This is a genomic window from Alteromonas genovensis, assembly GCF_010500895.1.
GTDB classification, from domain to species: Bacteria; Pseudomonadota; Gammaproteobacteria; order Enterobacterales; family Alteromonadaceae; genus Alteromonas; species Alteromonas genovensis.
The window spans coordinates 38,178-58,456 of sequence record NZ_JAAAWO010000011.1 but is presented as its reverse complement, the minus strand read 5'-3'; the positions used below and the strand labels follow the sequence as shown (position 1 = coordinate 58,456).

Genomic DNA, 20,279 nt, shown 5'->3' with positions numbered 1-20,279 from the left:
AACTAGTACGAAGATTTAGCGCGACTGGGTTAACTCATCGCCCTGTGGTTCACTGAATCGAGGGAAACCAAAGCTAATTGCCGCTATCCCGAAAACGAAAATCAGCATGGGATACCAACAATAAGGGGTAATGGCTAAAGGAGAAATCCCCACTACTGCCGCAGCGCTAAGAAGCTGGGCGCCATAGGGCACGAGCCCCTGAAAGCTGCATGAAAATATATCCAGTAACGACGCGGTTCGGCGAGGATCAACCCCATACTTTTCGTTCAAATCTTTAGCGATAGGCCCTGCGGTTACAATAGCAATGGTATTATTCGCAGTGGTTATATCTAAAAAGCTGACCAAACCAGCAATACTAAACTCTGCACCTCTTTTGGTGGTGACCCGTCGTGTTAGCCTTTGTATTAGCCACGTAATACCACCATTAGCATGCATTAATGCCACAATGCCGCCAATAGTGATAGCAATCATCGCTAAGTCCTGCATCCACCCCATCCCTTTTTGAATGCTTTGCATCATCGACAGTACACTAAAACTATCTTGGGCAAGACCTACTATGCATGCACTGGCAATACCAATAGCCAGAACGCTGATAACGTTAAAACCACTAAGCGCAAAACCTATAATGCACAGGTACGGTAAAATTCGCCAAAAATCATAGCTTTCTGCCTGCACAATTCCCGATGTATCCACATCAACAAATAAGAGCAAAATCATGGTCACGATGCACGCAGGCAGAGCAACCATCAGATTCGCGCGAAACTTATCTTTCAGTTGAACGCCTTGGGTTCTGGTTGCAGCAATAGTGGTATCTGACACAAACGAGAGGTTATCACCAAACATAGCTCCGCCAACAACAATTCCCAGTGCCATTTCAATAGGAAGCCCGAGATTAGTAGCAAGGCCGGCGCCTATAGGTGATAGCGCGGTTATCGTTCCCATCGAGGTGCCCATTGCAAAAGAAATAAAGCAACAAATTAGGAATAAGCCCGGCAAAATGAGTGACGACGGGACAAACTGCAGCGCCATGTTAACTGTGGCATCACGGGCACCAATATCAATCGTAACGGCATAGAATGCCCCCGCAAGGAGGAAGATGAGCACCAGCAAGATGATGTTCTTATCACCACCGCCTTTACAGAAAGTTTGGACTTTTTCAGAAAAGCTCACTTTTTCGTTCTTGGGGTTAAGACAAAGGCCGTATCCAGCGCTGATAAAAAACGCAACTAAAATAGGCATTGAAGTGATGTCATTGGTCGTCACACCCGTCACAACAACAAGAACAACAAAAAGAAGAATGGGCGTTAGCCCCATTGGATTTGGCGCGACAGAATTAGTTGGATGCACAGGAACTCGTTTGTGTTTCGTCAAATTTCATTAGGTGGAGAGGATAAAAGGTTTTGATTATATTGCAAAAGAAAATTAAAAACCTAATGGGCTTTCAATTTATCACGCACGTGTTCTGTGCATTAAAAAGTGACACGTCCAAATGAGGGTAGAAGTACAAAGCGTAATGTATACGCTGCTTTGAATTTTCACCACGCCCAATGCATTTAAGGGGGCGCATTGAAAAAGAGGGAAATAGACAGATTGCAGTCTTACTTGGCGTGTTGACCTTGTCCCTTTTAGATAACCTCGCAACTATCGGTAAAAAGAGACAAAGCCAATGCATTTGATTAAACCGCGTGTCGATAGCCATCATTTAATTGCACATCAATGGCTTTTAACACCGACGTTCTATTAATGCATCCCAACAAAATGCCGTCATCATCTACCACCGGGTAGACTTTGGGTTTTTGTTTCAAAAATAATTCCCCTAACTCAATCACTGACATATAGGGTTTTACGGAGAGTACCGGTGTTTTCATAATATCGCCCACCCGACATATCTGCTCTCGGTAATAGCTAGACGCAATCATTGTAGCAATGCAATCTTGCTCGGATAAAAACCCGATGACTCTACCTTTTATATCGAGCACCGGACCTCCGCTTTGTTGGGTGGATAATAGTGCTTCTACAGCCTGCGCAACTGGCATCTCAGCGTTCAACTTTACTGGATGCGTATTCATATAATCACTGACTTGCAACGATTCCATTTTTGTTCTCCAGCCGACGCGCCTATTAGCAATTAAATCGTAAAAGAATAAGCGATGCGACATTTTCATTATTATAAAAATCCGTGAAAGCGACATTCCCTCACTGTTTTAGCGTAGACCGAGAAATTAGCTCAGGCCAGTTGATTTAACAAAATTTTTACAGTGATGATATGCAACCGTTAAAAATACGGATAAACACGATGCTTCTCACCGACGTTTGATGCTTTTTACAAACAAAATAATGCCACTGATAAAAGGTTAAAATGTAGCAGGACAGAAATTTGGCGCTGGCCGTATCCCAGTGTAAACTGGAGCGCAAATTTAAGGGAACATCTCGGTGGTTATGCAAACACCTACTTTTTTATGGCACGACTTTGAAACCTTTGGCACTAACACCCATAAGGACTTACCCTGCCAATTTGCAGCGGTGCGCACGGACGAAAACTTAAACATTGTGGGAAAGCCCATTAATATAATGAGCGCCATAGCCAATGACTATCTTCCCCACCCTGAAGCCTGCTTAGTGACAGGAATTACACCGCAGCAAACATTGCGTGATGGTTCTAATGAAGCTGACTTTGCTGCAAAAATTTATCAAGAAATGGCTACGCCCAACACATGTAGTGTTGGGTACAACAGCATTCGTTTTGATGACGAAGTTGCCCGTTTTTTGTTTTATCGCAATTTTTACGATCCGTACTCAAGAGAATGGAGAAACGGCAATAGCCGCTGGGACATCATCGATCTGGCCCGAGCGTGTTATGCACTTCGCCCTGAAGGTATTGAATGGCCTGAACGGGATGACGGCTCGCCAAGCTTTAAACTAGAACTGCTCACCAAGGCCAATGGACTTGAGCACGGTAACGCCCACGACGCATTAAGTGATGTGTACGCTACCATTGCCCTTGCAAAGCTAATAAAAGAAAAGCAGCCAAGATTGTTCGATTACGCCTTTTCTCTTCGCAGTAAACAGGCGGTAATGCAGCAAATCGATCTCTCAAAGCCATCGGTGTTGCTTCACATTTCTTCCAAGCTACCTGCTTCACAAGGCTGTTGTACATGGATAATGCCTATTGCCAAGCATCCAAAGAACGGTAATGGATTCATTACCGTCGATTTATCTCACGATGTTGATAGCTTACTGAACGACACACCGGAAGAGATAAAACAAAAACTTTATGCCCCAGCGGAGCAATTTACTAGCAAGCAAGAACGACCTGGTATTAAGGTTATTCATGCAAATCGTTCTCCGTTCATTACCACTGCGAAAGCCATGTCTGAAGAAAATGCACAACGGTTAGGCCTTGATCGCGACCGCTGTCTAGATAACTACAAAAAAATTGCGGCAAGCCCCGAGATAGCGCAAAAGCTAGTGGCACTGTATGACATTGAGGAGGAGCATGGTGAACAGGATATCGACCATGCGCTGTATAGTGGTGGCTTTTTAAGTGAGGAAGACAGGCGCTGGTGCGAGCAAGTCATTGAGTCTCGTCCAGAAAACTTGATAGCTATTGCTGACAATACCCAACATCAGGGGTTACGAGCACTACTTTTCAGATATCGCGCTAGAAACTTTCCAAATACCCTTACCGCTGATGAGATGACACGATGGCAGCGTCATCGCCACGCCCGTTTAACCGATGCTTCGTCTAATGGTTCTATCACCTTAGATACCTATTTGGTTAAACTCGAACAGCTTGCCCACGAGTATAGTGATAACCCTGACAAGCAGGCAATTTTGCGTGCGTTGTATCAATACGCTGAAAACCTCTGATACGCTGAAAACCTTTGACGCAAAGCCAGTATCAGAATAAATTGTTGGGTATAAGGAAATAATGGCCGATTGTCGCAATAGGTACGTTTTGTACTAACGATACGTCAGACAGTGACAATAGTCATAGAAAGTACCATTAAGTAACAATACGAGCGGCCGATAACACATCAAGGTGTGCTCAGAGGATTATGTTGTCATGAATGGCGTTACAATTAGTTTCGATAAATCTAGAACGTATATAAATATTCAGCTCGACCCTTCTTTATTTGATGCCGATATTGATATCAGTAGCATTCGCGCCGAGCTTGAACGCGGCGAAACATCGGGTCTATACGTTTCAGAAAAATCACTAAAGTCTGCATGTGATACTGCCAACCATTATTTTAAAACTGGCGACAGTACAATAGTAAGAGAGCGTATTGGCGAGCGAAAAAATGCCGAAGTAGAGTTTCGTATTCCCGAAGACAATATGTCGGCAAATTTAGTGTTAACAGCACCTTATGGCGGCAAACTCCCCTCAATGGGTGCAATAATGTCTCTTGCAATGAAAAGTAAGATTGTTAAGGGCATTAGCACAAAGCGCATTAAGACGTTGCTGATACGGGCGAAACACGCCACAAGCGGCGAAATCCTTGAAGACACCATAGCAAAGGGCCTTCCCCCAAGAAATGGTAAAAATTCTAAATTTATCCCCCTCGTTCCTAACGCATTAGAACGAATTTTAAAACCGCAAACCCAGGTGGGTGAGCGAGTTGATATGCGTAATTTGGGCGAGGTAATTTGCGTTAAAGTAGACACACCAGTATTGAAACGCACGGCACCTACAAAGGGCCGCACTGGATTTGACATCAAAGGCAACAAGCTTCCATCCGTGCCAGGCGAATGGCTTGATTTCAAAATGGGAAGCGGTACCGTCGTATCAGACAGCGATTCAAATCTGCTTGTATCAAGCATATCCGGCATGCCGAAATATCGCGATCAAATAATGAATATAGACGACACCTTTATTTGCACAGGCGTAAATGTGGGCTCCGGGCATGTAAATTATGAAGGTGCTGTACTGGTTAACGGCGATGTTACCGAAAAAATGCAAATTAAAGCGTCAGGCGATGTCACCATCAATGGCTTTGTAGAATCGGCTCTTATCGAATCAGGCGGCGATATCATTATTACTGAAGGAGCCATGGGCAAGGTTAACGATAACGATGGTGAATACCATTGTAAATTGATTGCTGCAGGCAGCATTCACGTTCAGCACGGACAAGGTGTTGAGGTGCAGTGCAAAGGCGATGTCACTGTTGGCAGACAGCTAGCCTACAGCAGGTTGCGCTGTGGCGGCGCTGTTATCGTTGGTCAGTTAGATAACCCCATGGGGAATTTGTTTGCCTGCGACATCATCAGCCAAGGGCGTGTTGAAGCGGGCACACTAGGCGCGGTATCTGGCAGTACGTTAAAAATAGATTTTAGCCCGGGCTTTAACTTATTATTGGAACGAAAAGACGGCTTAGATGAACTGCTTAAGCAAATTCGGGAAAATAACTCAAAGCACAAAGAAAAAATCGATTTACTGAAAAGTAAAAAAGTCCCTAAAGAGCTCAAACAAAAAATGACTGATGCTCTTGAGCTATTTAACAACGAAACTGCGTTACTTGAATGGATTGAAGGAAAAGCCTCTGAAGTGAAAGGCGCCAAAGAATCCTATCAATCAGACGTTAAGCTGATAGCGAATAAGCGACTTTACCCTGGGGTTACTGCCAAACTTAACAACAGAAACTGGCGTTCAGAGCGCGAGTACAATCGCTCCCAGATTCGCTACGATGCCCACCAGTGGCACTACGACCCTATTGTTTAGACGTTTTGTTTACCTTATGTGGTCGGGCTGTTTTTGATTGTGAGTGAGTCTTTTTGTGGGGGTATAAGCTAAGTCTCTGTATTGACCGAGCTAAGCGCAAGCGCTTAGCTCGTACGCCCAGCCCTTTAGCCCAACTTATGAGCTTGAATTATTTCTCGGCCACAGAGATGCTGTCTACACCTTCGCGCTTTGTTTTATTTAAAGCTTTGAGTGTTCGCTCGTACCAATCGGAAAACTCTTCTTCATCTTTCAGTTCAGCTAACCCCATAGACACACTCATTAGCGATGAAATTGCGTCTTCTTGCTTCATTCGTTCTAACAACCGATGAGCAAGCGTGGTTGCCGCATCCAGTTCTGTTTGAGGGCACAGAATAATAAACAACTGTTCGTTGAAACGAGACACCACATCCACTTCTCGTATTGTGCTTAAACAGCTTGCCGCTGTTTTTCTCAACAAATCCTCACGCACAAAGTCGTCGATAGCTCTCGCATTAACATCTCGCTGTGCTAAATCAATAAGAATGAGCGTTGCGGTTGTGTGAAAGCGCTGGAAACGAGAAATTTCCTCTTCAGCTCGCTGTATCATATGGTTTCGGTTATACAGCCCGGTTGTTTTGTCGTGGGCAGATAAGAAAGCGAGCGTACGGTTCTTTTCTAACAGCGTTGCCTGAAGCGCTCCTATTTCTTCATCTTTTTGCGCCACGATATGTTGGTATTTTCGCACATATCGATTGCGGTAAATTAACCATAGCAACACAAGCAATACGATAGTTACCCAAAGCATTAATTGAGAATAGCTGCGGCTATAGCGCATTTTAACGTTATTCCAGCGCTTATAGATTTCTACTTTCTTTTCTTCAGGAATGCGCTCTATGGCGAAATTCAGCTTTGGTATTAGGTGGCTCGACGATTTGTTCACGCCAAACGCTAGAGAGTCGTGTGGCTCTGCATACCCTACTATGCTTAAGTCTTTTAGGTTTTGATTATTGATATGCATGTTCACGCTAAGCAGTGAACCAACCATTACGTCGAACTTATCTTCACCGAGAAGATTAAGTCCTTCTTGCTCAGACGGCACCATCGCTAAACGTACATTGGGGTAATGACGATAAATGTATTCAAGCTGGCGATAGCCATCAACGATACCAACCGTTCGGTTACCTACCCCTGCATACCCTTGTAACATCGGAGTTCCCTCTTTTGCAATCAGCACATTCGGGGCTTCAAAGTAAGGGAGACTAAAATCGAGAAATTGCCGGCGATAGTCTGAAGTATTCAGCATAGGAATGACTTGGCAACGCCCTTGTTGAACAAACTCTAAGCTTTGCTGCCAGCTCTCTGTAGGAACTAATGTAAAAGAGAGGTTGCCGATGTCGGCGATAATGTCGAGGTATTCAGCAGATATACCAACATGAAGGTTATTGCGGATGGCTTCGTAGGGCGCCCAATTAGGATCGACGCAGTAGGTCACATTCTCAATAGTATTGTCGAGTATTTCGCTCTCAAACTCATTTTCAATTTGAGCGGATGCCGCGCAAATAAGCATATTTACGCTCAAGAAAACTGTCCACCCGACATAGCTAAATAATTTCAAAGCCTTACCATTAACACTACTTGCAAAAACAGCGAGAAAGTATTCATTCTTCACCGCCATTTTGCAATGTTTTCAAGAACGTTTTTCTGTGAATTTCTGTGATTTTGCAGTTAACTGGTTACGTAACGTGCTGTTTGCGTTGAAACTCGGCCTTTTCATATGTCTTTTTTTGCATGATATCGGCCAGTTTAGACACCGCGACTTCAATATCCTCAAATGATAAATAAAGTGGTGCAAAGCCTATTCGCAAAATATTGGGGGCCCGAAAATCTGCAATAACCCCCTTAGCAATCCACGCCTGGCATATTGCATAGGCTTCTGGGTGCGACAGTGCCACCTGACTACCTCTGTTTTCGATAGGAGGGCTGACAATATCCATATAGTCGCAAAGGCCTGCGCGCTTTCCTTCTGCGGCGAAAAAAGCTTGAAGCTTTTTGGATTTTTCATCTATCGCTTTCAAGCTTATATCGTCAAACACTGACAAAGCGGCATCAAGCACACTCATGCTCAAAATACCCGGGGTGCCGCATAGGTTCTGACTCACTGAATCATCAGCTTCGTAATCGGGCGTAAATGCAAATGGAGATTGATGACCCATCCATCCTGACAAAGGCTGTCTATATTGCTGTTGATGTCTTTGCGCTACATACACAAACGCCGGCGCACCCGGGCCACCGTTTAGGTATTTGTAGGTACAGCCTACCGCAAAATCCACGTTACACTTGTCTAATTCTACTGGAAACGCTCCTGCACTGTGGGCTAAATCCCACAATGTAAGAATACCGAGCTTCTGTGCTTGGCGAGTTATCGTCTCCATATTCAATTTAAAGCCGGAGCGAAAGTTTACCTGAGTTAGCATAAGTACCGCTATGTCGTCAGACAACTGGCCTTCAATATCGCCTTCATCTATGTAACGAATACTGTAGTCATCACCCAGCAACGTGAGTAGCCCCTGAACCATATAAATATCGGTTGGGAAATTGTCACGGGTGGTTGCTATCACCTTTTTGTCAGGCTGCATATTGAGCGCCGCGCTTAGCACTTTAAACAGATTAATGGATATTGAGTCACAAGAAACGACTTGCCCTGCCTCTGCTCCAATTAGCGCGCCTATTTTATCGCCTACTTTTTGAGGAAGTCTTATCCAGTCGTGACAGTTCCAACTTTTTATTAAATCCTTACCCCACTGGTTAGTTACCACGTCGCGAGCTCGCTCCTCAGCGGCCTTTGGTAGTGGCCCAAGTGAATTCCCGTCTAAGTAAATGGTATCGGGAGGCAGTGCAAATTGACTGACAACGTGGCGTAAGGGATCTTTATCGTCTAACTGCTTGGCGGAAAAAACCTTGTTAATCATTTGCTGTCACTACCTTTAGAAGTGCTTTGTAGGAGTCTGATTTAGGATGTAGCCAATCAAAATGGCCACCGTTTACAATAGAGATTGTTTTGGCATGCTCGCTTTCGCTGTGCAAAGCGGGCACTATGGCGTCCGCATCACCCTGCATCAGCACAACCGGATACCCAATACGCTCTAAATGTGGTGTTGCTTGCTTATACGCCTCAACACGCACTTCGGGCTTGCCGCCCATAAAATCAGGCGTTGCGGTTTGACAACTATTTGTACCCTTGGCGTACTCGGTTACATTGGTAATCGCTGCAAGGCCGATAACGGCTTTAATATTTACGCTCTTCGGTATATTTAGCTCAGAAGCGGCAGCAAGCAGGGCCAAGTGACCTCCTGCCGAGTGGCCTACAATGTAGACATTTTTTTCTTCATTTGTTTGGGAAAGTGAGCGCGTTATTGTGTTTATCGCGTCTTGAATATCGTTAAAACTGCCGGGCCAACCTCCTCCTTCATCGCCCGTTCTTCTGTACTCCACAGCGTAAGTATCGATGCCTGTGTTAGCCAAAGCTGAATAGAAGCCAGCGCCATGGGAGGCATCATACGCATTGAGCCAGCAGCCTCCGTGGATAAAAATAATGGCAGAATGAGATGCGCTTACTCCATCGCTATCTCTTTGAGCTTCGTATACTGACACCGTTTGAAGCGCATCGCTGCCGTAAGACATTATGCGTGTCGGCACAGATTTAGGTAGCAGTAAAAGTGAGCTGTAGGGAACTTGGTCGAAGGACGTTAATGACTCTGGCGTCTTAGTGTCGTTGTGTTTTTCATCCACAGCGGTCAGTGATGAACACCCGGCCAAGATCAAAATGGTAACGACTAGCAAAAGTAATTTATTCGGTAGCCTAATCAATGCAGGCAAGGCTTTCTCATGCCAATCCGTAGCAGCACAGTTCATGACAGCGCTAATTTTGTGGGTGCGTTTTTGATAGCGTTGATGCTTGCAGTGACGTTTGTACTTATATTTAAGTTAGCGTCAGTGAAAGTGAAAACTAAATTTCCAGTATAAGCTTTAAACTTCATATAACGTTCTTATTATGTATTTTTTGATTATTTAGACATAAATGGCACCACAAATGGTGCCATTTAAGCTATTAAAATTATGTAACTATTTATGTACTTACCTCTATATTTATAGGTGTATTTATTGATGTACGTACATAGTTATTTATCTACCTAGCTACATAATCGCTGTTAAGTGCATTTAACTTGCACTCAATGACTTTTTACTCAATGAAAAACGTTGTAGTAATCTAACCTACAGCATCTCAACAGCAAGTGCTACACCTTCACCACCGCCGATACATAAAGAGGCAATGCCACGCTTTTTATTGCGCTGTTTAAGCGCATGAAGCAACGTAACAAGTAAACGAGCACCCGAAGCGCCAATTGGATGACCAAGAGCACAAGCGCCACCCTTAACGTTTACTTTACTCTCATCGAGGCCTAACTTTTTAATGGCAAGCATAGTGACCATGGCAAATGCTTCGTTTATTTCAAACAGGTCTACTTCTTCTTTTGTCCAACCCGCCTTGCTTAGTACCTTTTCCATTGCACCTACTGGGGCCACGGTAAAGTTTTCTGGTTCAATAGAATGTGTTGCGTGGGCCACCACTTTGGCTAGCGGCGTTAGCCCCATTTCTTTTGCTTTTTCTTCGCTCATTACCACTAGTGCTGCTGCACCGTCTGAAATTGAGCTGGAGTTTGCGGCTGTAACGGTGCCGTCTTTTTTGAAAGCAGGTCGAAGCGATGGAATTTTTTCTGGACGGGCTGAGCCCGGACCTTCATCGGTATCGACAACCACATCGCCCTTGCGACCAGAAATAGTGACTTTGGCAATTTCGTCACCAAAGGTTCCGCTATTAATGGCTTCATGAGCTTTTGATAATGAACTTAACGCAAACTCATCCATTTCTTCTCGAGTAATGTTTTCACTGTCGGCGGTATCTTGGGCAAAGCAGCCCATTGCTTTTCCGTCGTAGGCGTTTTCAAGTCCATCCAGCATCATGTGATCGAGCACCTGACCGTGCCCCATTCGATAACCAGAACGGGCCTTGTCCAGCATGTAGGGTGCGTTACTCATACTTTCCATACCGCCAGCTACAACGGTGTCTGCACTACCCGCTTTAATTAAGTCATGGGCAAGCATGACAGCCTTTAGCCCTGAACCACATACTTTATTGATTGTGGTAACACCTGCACTTAGCGGTAAACCTGCACCTAGCGACGCCTGACGGGCAGGCGATTGACCAAGACCCGCTGGCAATACACAGCCCATTACCACTTCGTCGATTTGAGAGACATCCATGCTTTCACACGCGGCTTTAATCGCCACATTACCTAAATCTGTTGCACTCACTGGCGCTAGGCTACCGTTAAAACCGCCCATTGGCGTACGTTTAGCGGCAACAATCACTACTGTTTTATCACTCATAATCCAACCCTCAATATATAATAATTTCAATTACTTAAATGTGATCACTTTGCGTCATGTATACAAAAGTAAACACCTTGAACTGTGCTAAACAAAGACCGTCATCATGAAAAATTGACGTTAGCAAAATGTTACTTTACCTTTACGTAAAATGTAATTAACGTTAACGTAAACCTGTAACAAGGAACTGTCAACCAAACGCAACATTCTTACTTCACACAGAGAGTAAGCAAAGCCGAAGCGTAATCAAAAGAATGGCAGTAAATTATGCGCAATAAAGTATGCGCGCAACGTTAAGGACATGAGTCCACGTTTAAATTTTGGACAGCAAGAAAATGCTATACGACAAGGTACATGTAATGAGTCAGTCGGACAATGAAACTACTTTCGCCATTGGTGAGCTTGCGAGAGAGTTCGATATTACGCCCCGCTCCATTCGTTTTTACGAAGAGCAAGGGCTTTTATCTCCCACTCGCACTGGGCAAAACCGCGTTTATTTAAATAAAGACCGGGTTCGCCTAAAGCTAATATTGCGCGGCAAGCGTCTTGGCTTTTCACTTGCCGAAGTCAAGACACTATTCGACATGTACGACAGTAATCCAAACTCGGCCGTTCAGTTAGAAGCGATGCTAGAAATGTCCGAGCAAAAGCGTGCAGTGCTTAATCAACAATTAGAAGACATACAAATGTTGATGACAGAGCTGGACGACGTTGAAACCAGATGTAGAGAAGAACTCGCAGAACTTAAACGAGGAAAAATTGCATGAACACCTCCTACCCTACGATGAATTTTGGACTTGGCGAAGAAATCGATATGCTTCGAGATCAGGTCTATCAGTTTGCTCAAAACGAAATTGCACCACTTGCTGCACAGGCTGACGAAGATAACCAGTTCCCTAACCAGCTATGGACGAAGCTAGGCGACATGGGCCTTAACGGCGTGACGGTTTCAGAGCAGTATGGCGGATCAGGAATGGGTTATTTAGCTCATACCATAGCAATGGAAGAAGTAAGCCGTGCTTCTGGCGGCATTGGCCTAAGCTATGGCGCTCACTCAAATTTGTGTATCAACCAAATATACCGTAACGGCAACGAAGCCCAACGAGAAAAGTACCTTCCAAAACTCGTTTCTGGTGAGCATATCGGCGCCCTTGCGATGAGTGAGCCAAACGCCGGTTCTGACGTGGTAAGCATGAAGCTGCGCGCAGAGAAACGAGGCGACAAATACATCTTAAACGGTAACAAAATGTGGATCACTAACGGTCCAGATGCGCATACCTTTGTTATCTACGCAAAGACCGACCCAGCAGCGGGTCCAAGAGGCATAACGGCGTTTATCGTTGAGCGTGACTTCCCAGGCTTCAGCCGTGCACAGAAGCTAGATAAACTCGGCATGCGCTCATCAAATACATGTGAACTTGTGTTTGAAGACTGTGAAGTGCCAGCTGAAAACATCTTAGGAAACTTAGGCGAAGGCGTTCGCGTGTTAATGAGTGGTTTAGACTACGAAAGACTTGTGCTATCTGGCGGACCACTTGGCATCATGCAAGCATGTATGGATATTGTAGTTCCTTATGTGCACGACCGAGAGCAGTTTGGTCAATCAATCGGACAGTTTCAGCTAGTTCAGGGCAAAGTTGCCGACATGTATACGCAAATGAATGCATCAAGAGCCTATGTTTACGCGGTAGCACAGTCTTGCGATCGCGGTGAAACCACCCGTAAAGATGCGGCGGGCGCCATTCTTTATTCTGCAGAGCTAGCAACGAAAATAGCATTGGACGCCATTCAATTACTTGGTGGTAACGGCTATATCAACGAATACCCTACGGGTCGTCTTTTGCGCGATGCCAAGCTGTATGAAATTGGCGCAGGTACCTCTGAAATTAGACGTATGCTGATAGGTCGAGAGCTATTTAACGAATCTAAATAAGGTTTGTGAAATAAACAAGGCAGAGCGTCGTTAAAGGCTTAGTTAAATCGCATTGAACGCTCAGCGATAGCTGAGTGTACGAAGCGATTGGAAAGCGCGCAGACGCTAGAGACTGTAATTGCGAGACATGTATATTCAGTGAACTTCTGGTATAGATGTCTCTCGCACTTGCTTCCTAAGATTCAAGCCTATGCCAGAAGCTTTGCCTGTTTGCACATCTTAATTTTACGTTTGAAGCTTCGGATTAATAATAAAACGAAATACAACAACACCGACTATCCTTTTAGCTTCAAGATAATTTGAATAATAAATTAACAGCGCCGCTATCAAGTGCTAATACACAGGAGGGGGTATGCCCGTTCTACGTTCAAGTGTAAATACCAAATCTGAAACGTTCGCAGCAAACCGCGAACACATGCAGGCGCAAGTCGATGACTTGCACGAAAAAATAATGAAAATCGCACAGGGCGGCGGAGAGAAAGCTGCCGAACGTCATATCTCACGCGGAAAACTTCTCCCTAGAGATCGTATAAACGCCCTTCTCGATAAAGACACCCCATTTCTTGAAATTGGCCAACTTGCAGCATGGGAAGTCTACGACGACTACGTGCCGTGTGCAGGTGTAGTGGCAGGTATCGGTATGGTTGCCGGCACTGAATGCATGATTGTGGCCAACGATGCCACAGTAAAAGGCGGCACCTATTACCCGCTCACGGTTAAGAAGCATTTACGAGCCCAAACGATTGCCGAGCAGAACAATCTTCCTTGTATCTATCTTGTAGACTCAGGTGGCGCAAACTTACCTCGTCAATATGAAGTATTTCCTGACAGAGAACACTTTGGTCGAATCTTTTTCAATCAAGCGAATATGTCGGCCAAAAATATTCCGCAAATTGCGGTAGTGATGGGCTCGTGCACCGCGGGTGGTGCCTACGTTCCCGCCATGGCTGATGAAAGCATCATCGTGAAAGAACAGGCAACTATCTTTCTGGGTGGTCCACCGCTGGTAAAAGCGGCCACTGGTGAAGTGGTTAGTGCTGAAGAACTGGGTGGCGGAGACGTTCATACCCGTATTTCCGGCGTTGCTGATCAATTAGCCAATAATGATCATCACGCTTTATCGCTTGCTCGAAATGCAGTCTCCCGTCTTAACAGAGAAAAGCCAAAGCTGCTTGATGTTAAAGAGCCTAAGCCACCTAAGTTCGATCCAAAAGAAATTTATGGCATTGTGCCTAAAGATAGCAGGCAGACCTTTGACGTGAGAGAGATCATCGCTCGCATAGTCGATGATTCTGACTTTGATGAGTTTAAGCCACTTTACGGCACCACACTTGTGTGCGGTTTCGCCCGCCTTTTTGGGAATCCCGTTGGCATTGTTGCTAATAACGGCATTCTATTTGGCGAGAGCGCCATGAAGGGCGCGCACTTTGTTGAGCTTTGCGCTCAGCGAAAAATTCCTCTTATATTTTTACAAAACATCACCGGCTTTATGGTGGGTAAACAGTACGAGCATGGCGGCATTGCGAAACACGGTGCCAAAATGGTAACGGCTGTAGCCTGTGCTAATGTACCTAAACTAACGGTACTCATCGGCGGTAGTTTTGGTGCTGGTAACTACGGCATGTGCGGCAGAGCATACGACCCACGCTTTATGTTTATGTGGCCCAATGCACGTATTTCTGTGATGGGCGGTGAACAAGCGGCTGGCGTATTGGCTCAGGTTAAGCGCGATCAAAAAGAGCGTGCTGGCGAAAGCTGGAGCGAAGAAGAAGAAAAGCAATTCAAACAACCTGTTGTTGATAAATACGAAGAGCAAGGACACCCCTACTTCGCGTCAGCGAGATTATGGGACGATGGTGTGATTGACCCCGCAGACACTCGCTTAGTATTGGGTTTGTCATTATCTGCAGCACTTAATAAGCCAATTGAAGAAACGCAATTCGGCATATTTAGAATGTAGGAGCAGCACGAATGGACAACACCCAAAGAAATAACCCCCAAAAAGAAAATATAGTATCTGACGCAGTAACGTATCACGTAGATGACAAACATATCGCTACCGTTACATTGAACCGTGCTGAAAAGCACAATGCGTTTAATGACGACATGATTGCCGAGCTAGAAAGGCTTTTTAAAAAAGCAGGCCTTGATGACTCTGTTCGCGCTGTTGTTTTACGCGCTGAAGGCAAAAGTTTTAGTGCCGGTGCCGACCTCAACTGGATGAAAAAGATGGCCAGTTACACCGAGGCACAAAATCGTGAAGATGCCATGGGGCTTGCCTCAATGCTTCATACGCTTTACACCCTGCCAAAGCCTACCATTGCAAGAGTCCAAGGTGCTGCATTTGGCGGCGCGGTAGGGCTTATCGCCTGCTGTGATATCGCCATCGGCAGTAAACTGACTAACTTTTGCTTAAGCGAAGTAAAAATTGGTTTAGTGCCCGCGACTATCAGCCCTTATGTTATTGAGGCAATGGGTGCGCGCGTATGCAGACGCTATTTTCAAACGGCTGAAGTGTTTTCTGCAAGACGAGCCAGACGTTTGGGCTTACTGAGCGAAGCGGTCAATGAAGAAGACTTAGACAGCACAGTTAACGATATCATCGCTAGCATATTGAAAAATGGTCCGCAGGCCGTATCACAATCAAAGGCGCTGGTTCAGTGGGTATCCCATAAGCCAATAGACAGCGACATGTTAAACGATACCAGCAAACTCATCGCCAAAGTAAGAACTTCTGAAGAAGGCCAAGAGGGCCTAAGTGCGTTTCTTGAAAAGCGCAAAGCAGCTTGGTTGGAGGCAAAATAATGATAAATAAACTCTTAGTGGCAAACCGCGGCGAAATAGCATGCCGAGTAATGAAGACGGCAAAACACTTAGGTGTAAAAACCGTCGCCGTTTACTCTGATGCCGACGTTAACGCACGTCATGTTGCCATGGCCGACGAAGCCATTCACCTTGGACCATCCCCCTCTAAAGATAGCTATTTACGCAGCGACCTTATTATTGAGCACGCAAAAGCACTGGGCGTTGACGCGATTCATCCGGGCTATGGTTTCTTATCTGAAAATGCCGAATTTGCCAATCTTTGTAAGTCTAATGACATTATTTTTGTGGGGCCGCCGGCGTCTGCTATTGAAGCCATGGGCTCAAAATCTGCTGCCAAACGGATTATGGAAGAAGCGGGTGTACCGCTAGTACCAGGCTATCACGGTGATGATCAGCAAGAGTCTACGCTTAAACAAGCGGCAGATGACATGGGCTACCCAGTATTACTAAAAGCGGCCGCAGGTGGCGGCGGTAAAGGTATGCGTCAGGTGTGGAACGAAGGCGAATTCACTCAGGCACTTAACGCGGCAAAACGCGAGTCTATGGCAAGCTTTGGCGACGATCATATGCTTGTAGAAAAGTACCTCACTCGCCCTCGCCACGTGGAAATACAAGTATTCTGTGATAGCCATGGTAACGGCGTGTACTTATTTGAGCGAGACTGCTCGGTACAGCGTCGACACCAAAAAATTATTGAAGAAGCGCCTGCGCCAAACATGACCCAAAGCATTCGGGAAAGCATGGGTGAAGCGGCTATCTTGGCGGCAAAAGCGATTAATTATGAAGGTGCTGGTACCGTCGAGTTCTTATTAGATGAGGACGGCTCATTCTACTTCATGGAAATGAACACCCGCCTTCAGGTAGAACACCCTGTTACGGAAATGATCACTGGCGAAGATTTGGTCCAGTGGCAGTTGAGTGTGGCAGAAGGCAATGCGCTGCCTAAAACCCAGCAGGAATTAACGTTAAATGGGCACGCATTTGAAGCCCGTATTTACGCTGAAGATCCAGCCAATAACTTCTTACCTTCCACCGGTGTTTTGCACTTGTTGCAACCACCTGAAGAGTCTTCACTTATACGGGTAGACACGGGTGTTGTGCAAGGTGACGAGGTGAGTGTTTATTACGACCCAATGATTGCAAAGCTTGTGGTATGGGGCGAGTCTCGTGATATCGCGCTTAAAAGATTATTGCATGCCCTTGGCGATTATCATATTGCGGGTGTAACAACCAATATCGATTTTCTCAAGCGCGTAGCAAGCAATAGCGCATTTAAGGCTGCAGAATTAACCACCACCTTTGTTGAAAAGCACAACGACGCATTATTTGCTGAGGCTAAGCGCGACATTCAGGCAAAGTTACCGGTAATGGCGATATTGGCCGTATTACGTCGCCGTTTTGAAAAAGGCTTAGCTGCTGACAGAGCAAGCTATTCCCCTTGGTTTACAGCCGGTGCATGGCGGGCAAACGCGTCTCACGAAGAGCAGCTTACGCTATTAGTTGGCGAAGAAGAGTTCACGGTAACGGTGTGTCATGTGTTTAATGCCGATGCATCTGCGGCATGGGAAATTACAACGGCAAACTCCACGGTGAAAGTCAGTGGCGCCATCAATGATCATCAGCTTAACGTTGAAGTAGCAGGTATTAAATCGAAATACACCTTCGCAGTAAGCGATGGCGATTTTGGCTTATACAACCAAGATACGCATATCAACTTCACTGTTGTTGCCCCATCTGAAGGCGATGATGATGAAAATAGTGGTAACACTAACTTCGATGCCCCAATGAACGGCACCATAGTGGCTCACTTAGTGAAATGCGGTGAAAAGGTGAAAAAAGGCGAGCCAATTCTCGTTATGGAAGCCATGAAAATGGAACACAGCATTGTAGCCCCTAGCGATGGTGTTGTAGACAGCTTTTACTTTGAACCAGGTGAATTGGTAGACGGCGGCGCAGCCTTACTCGAATTCACAAGTGCCGACGCACAGGGAGCTTAGTCGCCATGGGTATACCACAGCACGTCAGTATTGTTGAAGTTGGGGCAAGAGATGGTCTTCAAAATGAAAAGTCCATCGTTACTGTTGATGACAAAATTGCGTTTATCAACTTACTGTCTGAAACAGGCCTGAAGCGCATTGAGGCTGGAAGTTTTGTTTCGCCCAAATGGGTGCCACAAATGGCTGATTCTGGCAATGTGTTTACGGGCATCAACAAAGCCAACGCTATAGTCTATTCAGCCCTAACCCCAAACGTTAAGGGGTTAGATGCTGCCATAGAGGCTGGAGTCACAGAGGTGGCGGTATTTGGCGCCGCCTCTGAGTCGTTTTCTAAGAAAAATATAAACTGCTCAATTGACGAGAGTTTGCAAAAATTTGAACCCGTTATTGAGAAAGCCCATGCTCATAATATGAGAGTACGTGGGTATGTGTCATGTGTTATGGGTTGCCCTTATGAAGGTGAAATAGCACCTAAAGCCGTTTCAAAAGTATCTAAGCAGCTGCTTGACATGGGCTGCTATGAAATATCATTAGGCGATACAATAGGCACGGGTACACCTGTGGCGACTCAGCGCTTACTAGATAGTGTGTTAACTGTGTTGTCCGTCGACGATGTTGCCGTTCACTTTCACGATACCTATGGACAGGCGCTTGTGAATATTTACGCGGCATTGCAATACGGAGTGGCGTCCATTGACTCTGCTGTAGCAGGCTTAGGCGGTTGCCCTTACGCTAAAGGTGCAAGCGGTAATGTGGCTACTGAAGATGTGCTTTATATGCTAAACGGCATGGGCATAGAAACAAACATCGACATGCAAAAGCTGCTTGTAGCGACAGACTTTATTTCGAAGGTGATCAATAAGTCTCCAGCTTCTAAGGTAGCCAACGCGCTTTTGACTAGCTAATTAGTGTCTTTTAGCCTAGGCGTTTTTGAGCTTAGGCTCATTTGGCAAAGGCTGTTTTAACCTATTTTTAAAGTAGTTTTAAAGTAACTTTAAACCACTGGGGCAGCCGCCTTAAACATATTAGGGTGCTAATTTATCGGCACCCTTTTTTTTTGTTGTCGAAAAAGGCCTGGCTTAATAAAATAGCCTTTTACCGCTTTTATTTTTCGTTCGGCAGTATCGCTGTGGATATCGTGGCCACAACCATCATGGCGGTCATAATATACACCACCGAGAACGACAAAAATGGGCCTATAGCGGCATACACCGCCCCGAAGGTGAGTAGGATTATGCCGATTGCCGTATTTGAAAACCCCACCAGTTCTGTGCGCTCCTGCCCTTCTTTGACATCAAGGCTGTATGTCTTTCGTCCCGTTCTTACCCCAGAGTGAGCAATAGACAAAATGAAAAACAAAACAGCAGAAATGATAAGTGTGTCAGACTCTATGATTAGTAAGCCTACGCAAGCAGCTATGGTAAGCACACCTGCTATTTGCAGCGTTAGCTTTGCGCTGTAATCTGCAACTTTTCCCCAAAGTAACGAAGAGCACATGGATGCTAATGCTTGCGCGGCAATATAAATAGGTAATAATTTCTGCGCATTATCACCATTTTCCAGCATGAAGTATGGGGCTACCAGCGCAGAATGAACAAAGAGACCTCGCACAAAGACAAACTGATAAACCGTTTTATCGAAACGGATAGAAAACATTTTGCCTTTATCATCACCGTTGTCTTCTACCTTTGTTTTCAAATTGAACATGCATAAAAGCGTAATAGTGAACGATACCGCAGCGCACACCAGTACGCCCAGCAAAGCGTTATCTTTAAACGTGTCATCAAAGATGAGTAGAGGAACCGCAACCAGCAGCGTCATTACGCCTGAAATAGTAGACGCCAATCCAACAAGATTACCCCGCTCTCCCTTGGGTACCACATCTGCTTCAATGTCTTTAACGGTTAACGAACATGCAGAACGACCTAAGCTCAGCAGTATGAGAAAGCCTAGAATGCACAGTCCCGCATTAAAGCCATCAAGTAAGACTGCAGAGCACAATATGCCCACTACTGAGGAAATTTGAATACAAATACCCACACGCCACACTTTATACCGAGCAGCATTATTACGTAGATACATGCTAATGAGCACTTGAGGTAGGAGTGCACCAGATTCACGGATTGGCACCAACCACCCGACCATCCAAGCCGGCGCGCCAAGAATAATGAGTAAAGCGGGAAGCGTGGTTTTCGCAGAAATAAGTAAGTCTGCTAATTTATTAAACGATAACCCAGTTACTAAAAGGTGCTTCTTGTTGGTCATGATGTAGATTCGTTTTTTATTATATGCACAGTTTTACGAGGTCTTATGTTTAAGGATCATGTTAAAAGGCTATGTAAAAGACTATATAAAAAATCATGTTAAACGAACA

Annotated in this window: 15 protein-coding genes; 8 read left to right on the top strand and 7 right to left on the bottom strand. The window is 45.2% G+C overall.

Annotated features, from left to right (window positions below):
- Nucleotides 1–15 precede the first annotated feature (15 nt).
- Together GTQ48_RS13855 and GTQ48_RS13850 are read right to left on the bottom strand one after the other, a co-directional pair.
- Complete coding sequence (locus GTQ48_RS13855) at nt 16–1,314, bottom strand: Na+/H+ antiporter NhaC family protein (RefSeq protein ID WP_163107291.1); 1,299 nt, start codon at nt 1,312–1,314, stop codon at nt 16–18.
- 362 nt (nt 1,315–1,676) lie between these two features.
- A complete protein-coding gene (locus tag GTQ48_RS13850) occupies nt 1,677–2,096 on the bottom strand; it encodes a CBS domain-containing protein (protein WP_163107203.1) in 420 nt (139 codons plus the stop codon).
- Nucleotides 2,097–2,439: 343 nt separating this feature from the next.
- Between GTQ48_RS13850 and sbcB the strand changes: the two genes are divergently transcribed.
- Both sbcB and GTQ48_RS13840 read left to right on the top strand, forming a co-directional pair.
- Nucleotides 2,440–3,870: an exodeoxyribonuclease I gene (gene sbcB / locus GTQ48_RS13845; protein ID WP_163107202.1), complete on the top strand. Its 1,431-nt coding sequence runs from the start codon at nt 2,440–2,442 to the stop codon at nt 3,868–3,870.
- Between the two features lie 196 nt (nt 3,871–4,066).
- The gene (locus GTQ48_RS13840; RefSeq protein ID WP_163107201.1) at nt 4,067–5,722 is read left to right on the top strand and encodes a DUF342 domain-containing protein; all 1,656 of its coding nucleotides are present in this window, start codon (nt 4,067–4,069) and stop codon (nt 5,720–5,722) included.
- Between the two features lie 148 nt (nt 5,723–5,870).
- On the opposite strand, the gene GTQ48_RS13835 is transcribed toward GTQ48_RS13840, so the two are convergent.
- The 4 genes from GTQ48_RS13835 to GTQ48_RS13820 form a co-directional block, all read right to left on the bottom strand.
- On the bottom strand, nt 5,871–7,280 hold the full coding sequence (locus GTQ48_RS13835; RefSeq protein WP_235207814.1) for a diguanylate cyclase: 1,410 nt from the start codon (nt 7,278–7,280) through the stop codon (nt 5,871–5,873).
- 154 nt (nt 7,281–7,434) lie between these two features.
- On the bottom strand, nt 7,435–8,670 hold the full coding sequence (gene kynU / locus GTQ48_RS13830; protein WP_163107200.1) for a kynureninase: 1,236 nt from the start codon (nt 8,668–8,670) through the stop codon (nt 7,435–7,437).
- Nucleotides 8,663–9,613, bottom strand: coding sequence for an alpha/beta hydrolase family protein (locus GTQ48_RS13825; protein ID WP_163107199.1), 951 nt, complete (start codon nt 9,611–9,613; stop codon nt 8,663–8,665). Before GTQ48_RS13825 ends, kynU begins: the two co-directional genes overlap by 8 nt.
- Nucleotides 9,614–9,973: 360 nt before the next feature.
- Nucleotides 9,974–11,149 carry a thiolase family protein gene (locus GTQ48_RS13820; RefSeq protein ID WP_163107198.1) on the bottom strand — a complete coding sequence of 392 codons (1,176 nt, stop codon included), beginning with the start codon at nt 11,147–11,149 and terminating at the stop codon, nt 9,974–9,976.
- Between the two features lie 359 nt (nt 11,150–11,508).
- On the opposite strand from GTQ48_RS13820, the gene GTQ48_RS13815 reads away from it, so the two are divergent.
- From GTQ48_RS13815 to GTQ48_RS13790, 6 genes are all read left to right on the top strand, one after another.
- Nucleotides 11,509–11,916, top strand: a complete 408-nt coding sequence (locus GTQ48_RS13815; RefSeq protein ID WP_032095765.1) for a MerR family transcriptional regulator — start codon at nt 11,509–11,511, stop codon at nt 11,914–11,916.
- Nucleotides 11,913–13,082: an isovaleryl-CoA dehydrogenase gene (locus GTQ48_RS13810; RefSeq protein WP_163107197.1), complete on the top strand. Its 1,170-nt coding sequence runs from the start codon at nt 11,913–11,915 to the stop codon at nt 13,080–13,082. Before GTQ48_RS13815 ends, GTQ48_RS13810 begins: the two co-directional genes overlap by 4 nt.
- 352 nt (nt 13,083–13,434) lie before the next feature.
- The gene (locus GTQ48_RS13805; protein WP_163107196.1) at nt 13,435–15,042 is read left to right on the top strand and encodes a carboxyl transferase domain-containing protein; all 1,608 of its coding nucleotides are present in this window, start codon (nt 13,435–13,437) and stop codon (nt 15,040–15,042) included.
- Between the two features lie 11 nt (nt 15,043–15,053).
- Nucleotides 15,054–15,887, top strand: coding sequence for an enoyl-CoA hydratase/isomerase family protein (locus GTQ48_RS13800; protein ID WP_163107195.1), 834 nt, complete (start codon nt 15,054–15,056; stop codon nt 15,885–15,887).
- Complete coding sequence (locus GTQ48_RS13795) at nt 15,887–17,905, top strand: acetyl/propionyl/methylcrotonyl-CoA carboxylase subunit alpha (protein WP_163107194.1); 2,019 nt, start codon at nt 15,887–15,889, stop codon at nt 17,903–17,905. Before GTQ48_RS13800 ends, GTQ48_RS13795 begins: the two co-directional genes overlap by 1 nt.
- A gap of 5 nt (nt 17,906–17,910) precedes the next feature.
- Entirely contained in the window at nt 17,911–18,810 is a 900-nt protein-coding gene (locus GTQ48_RS13790; protein ID WP_163107193.1) for a hydroxymethylglutaryl-CoA lyase, read from the top strand.
- 199 nt (nt 18,811–19,009) lie between these two features.
- On the opposite strand, the gene GTQ48_RS13785 is transcribed toward GTQ48_RS13790, so the two are convergent.
- Nucleotides 19,010–20,170, bottom strand: a complete 1,161-nt coding sequence (locus GTQ48_RS13785) for an MFS transporter (RefSeq protein ID WP_163107192.1) — start codon at nt 20,168–20,170, stop codon at nt 19,010–19,012.
- Nucleotides 20,171–20,279: the final 109 nt, after the last annotated feature.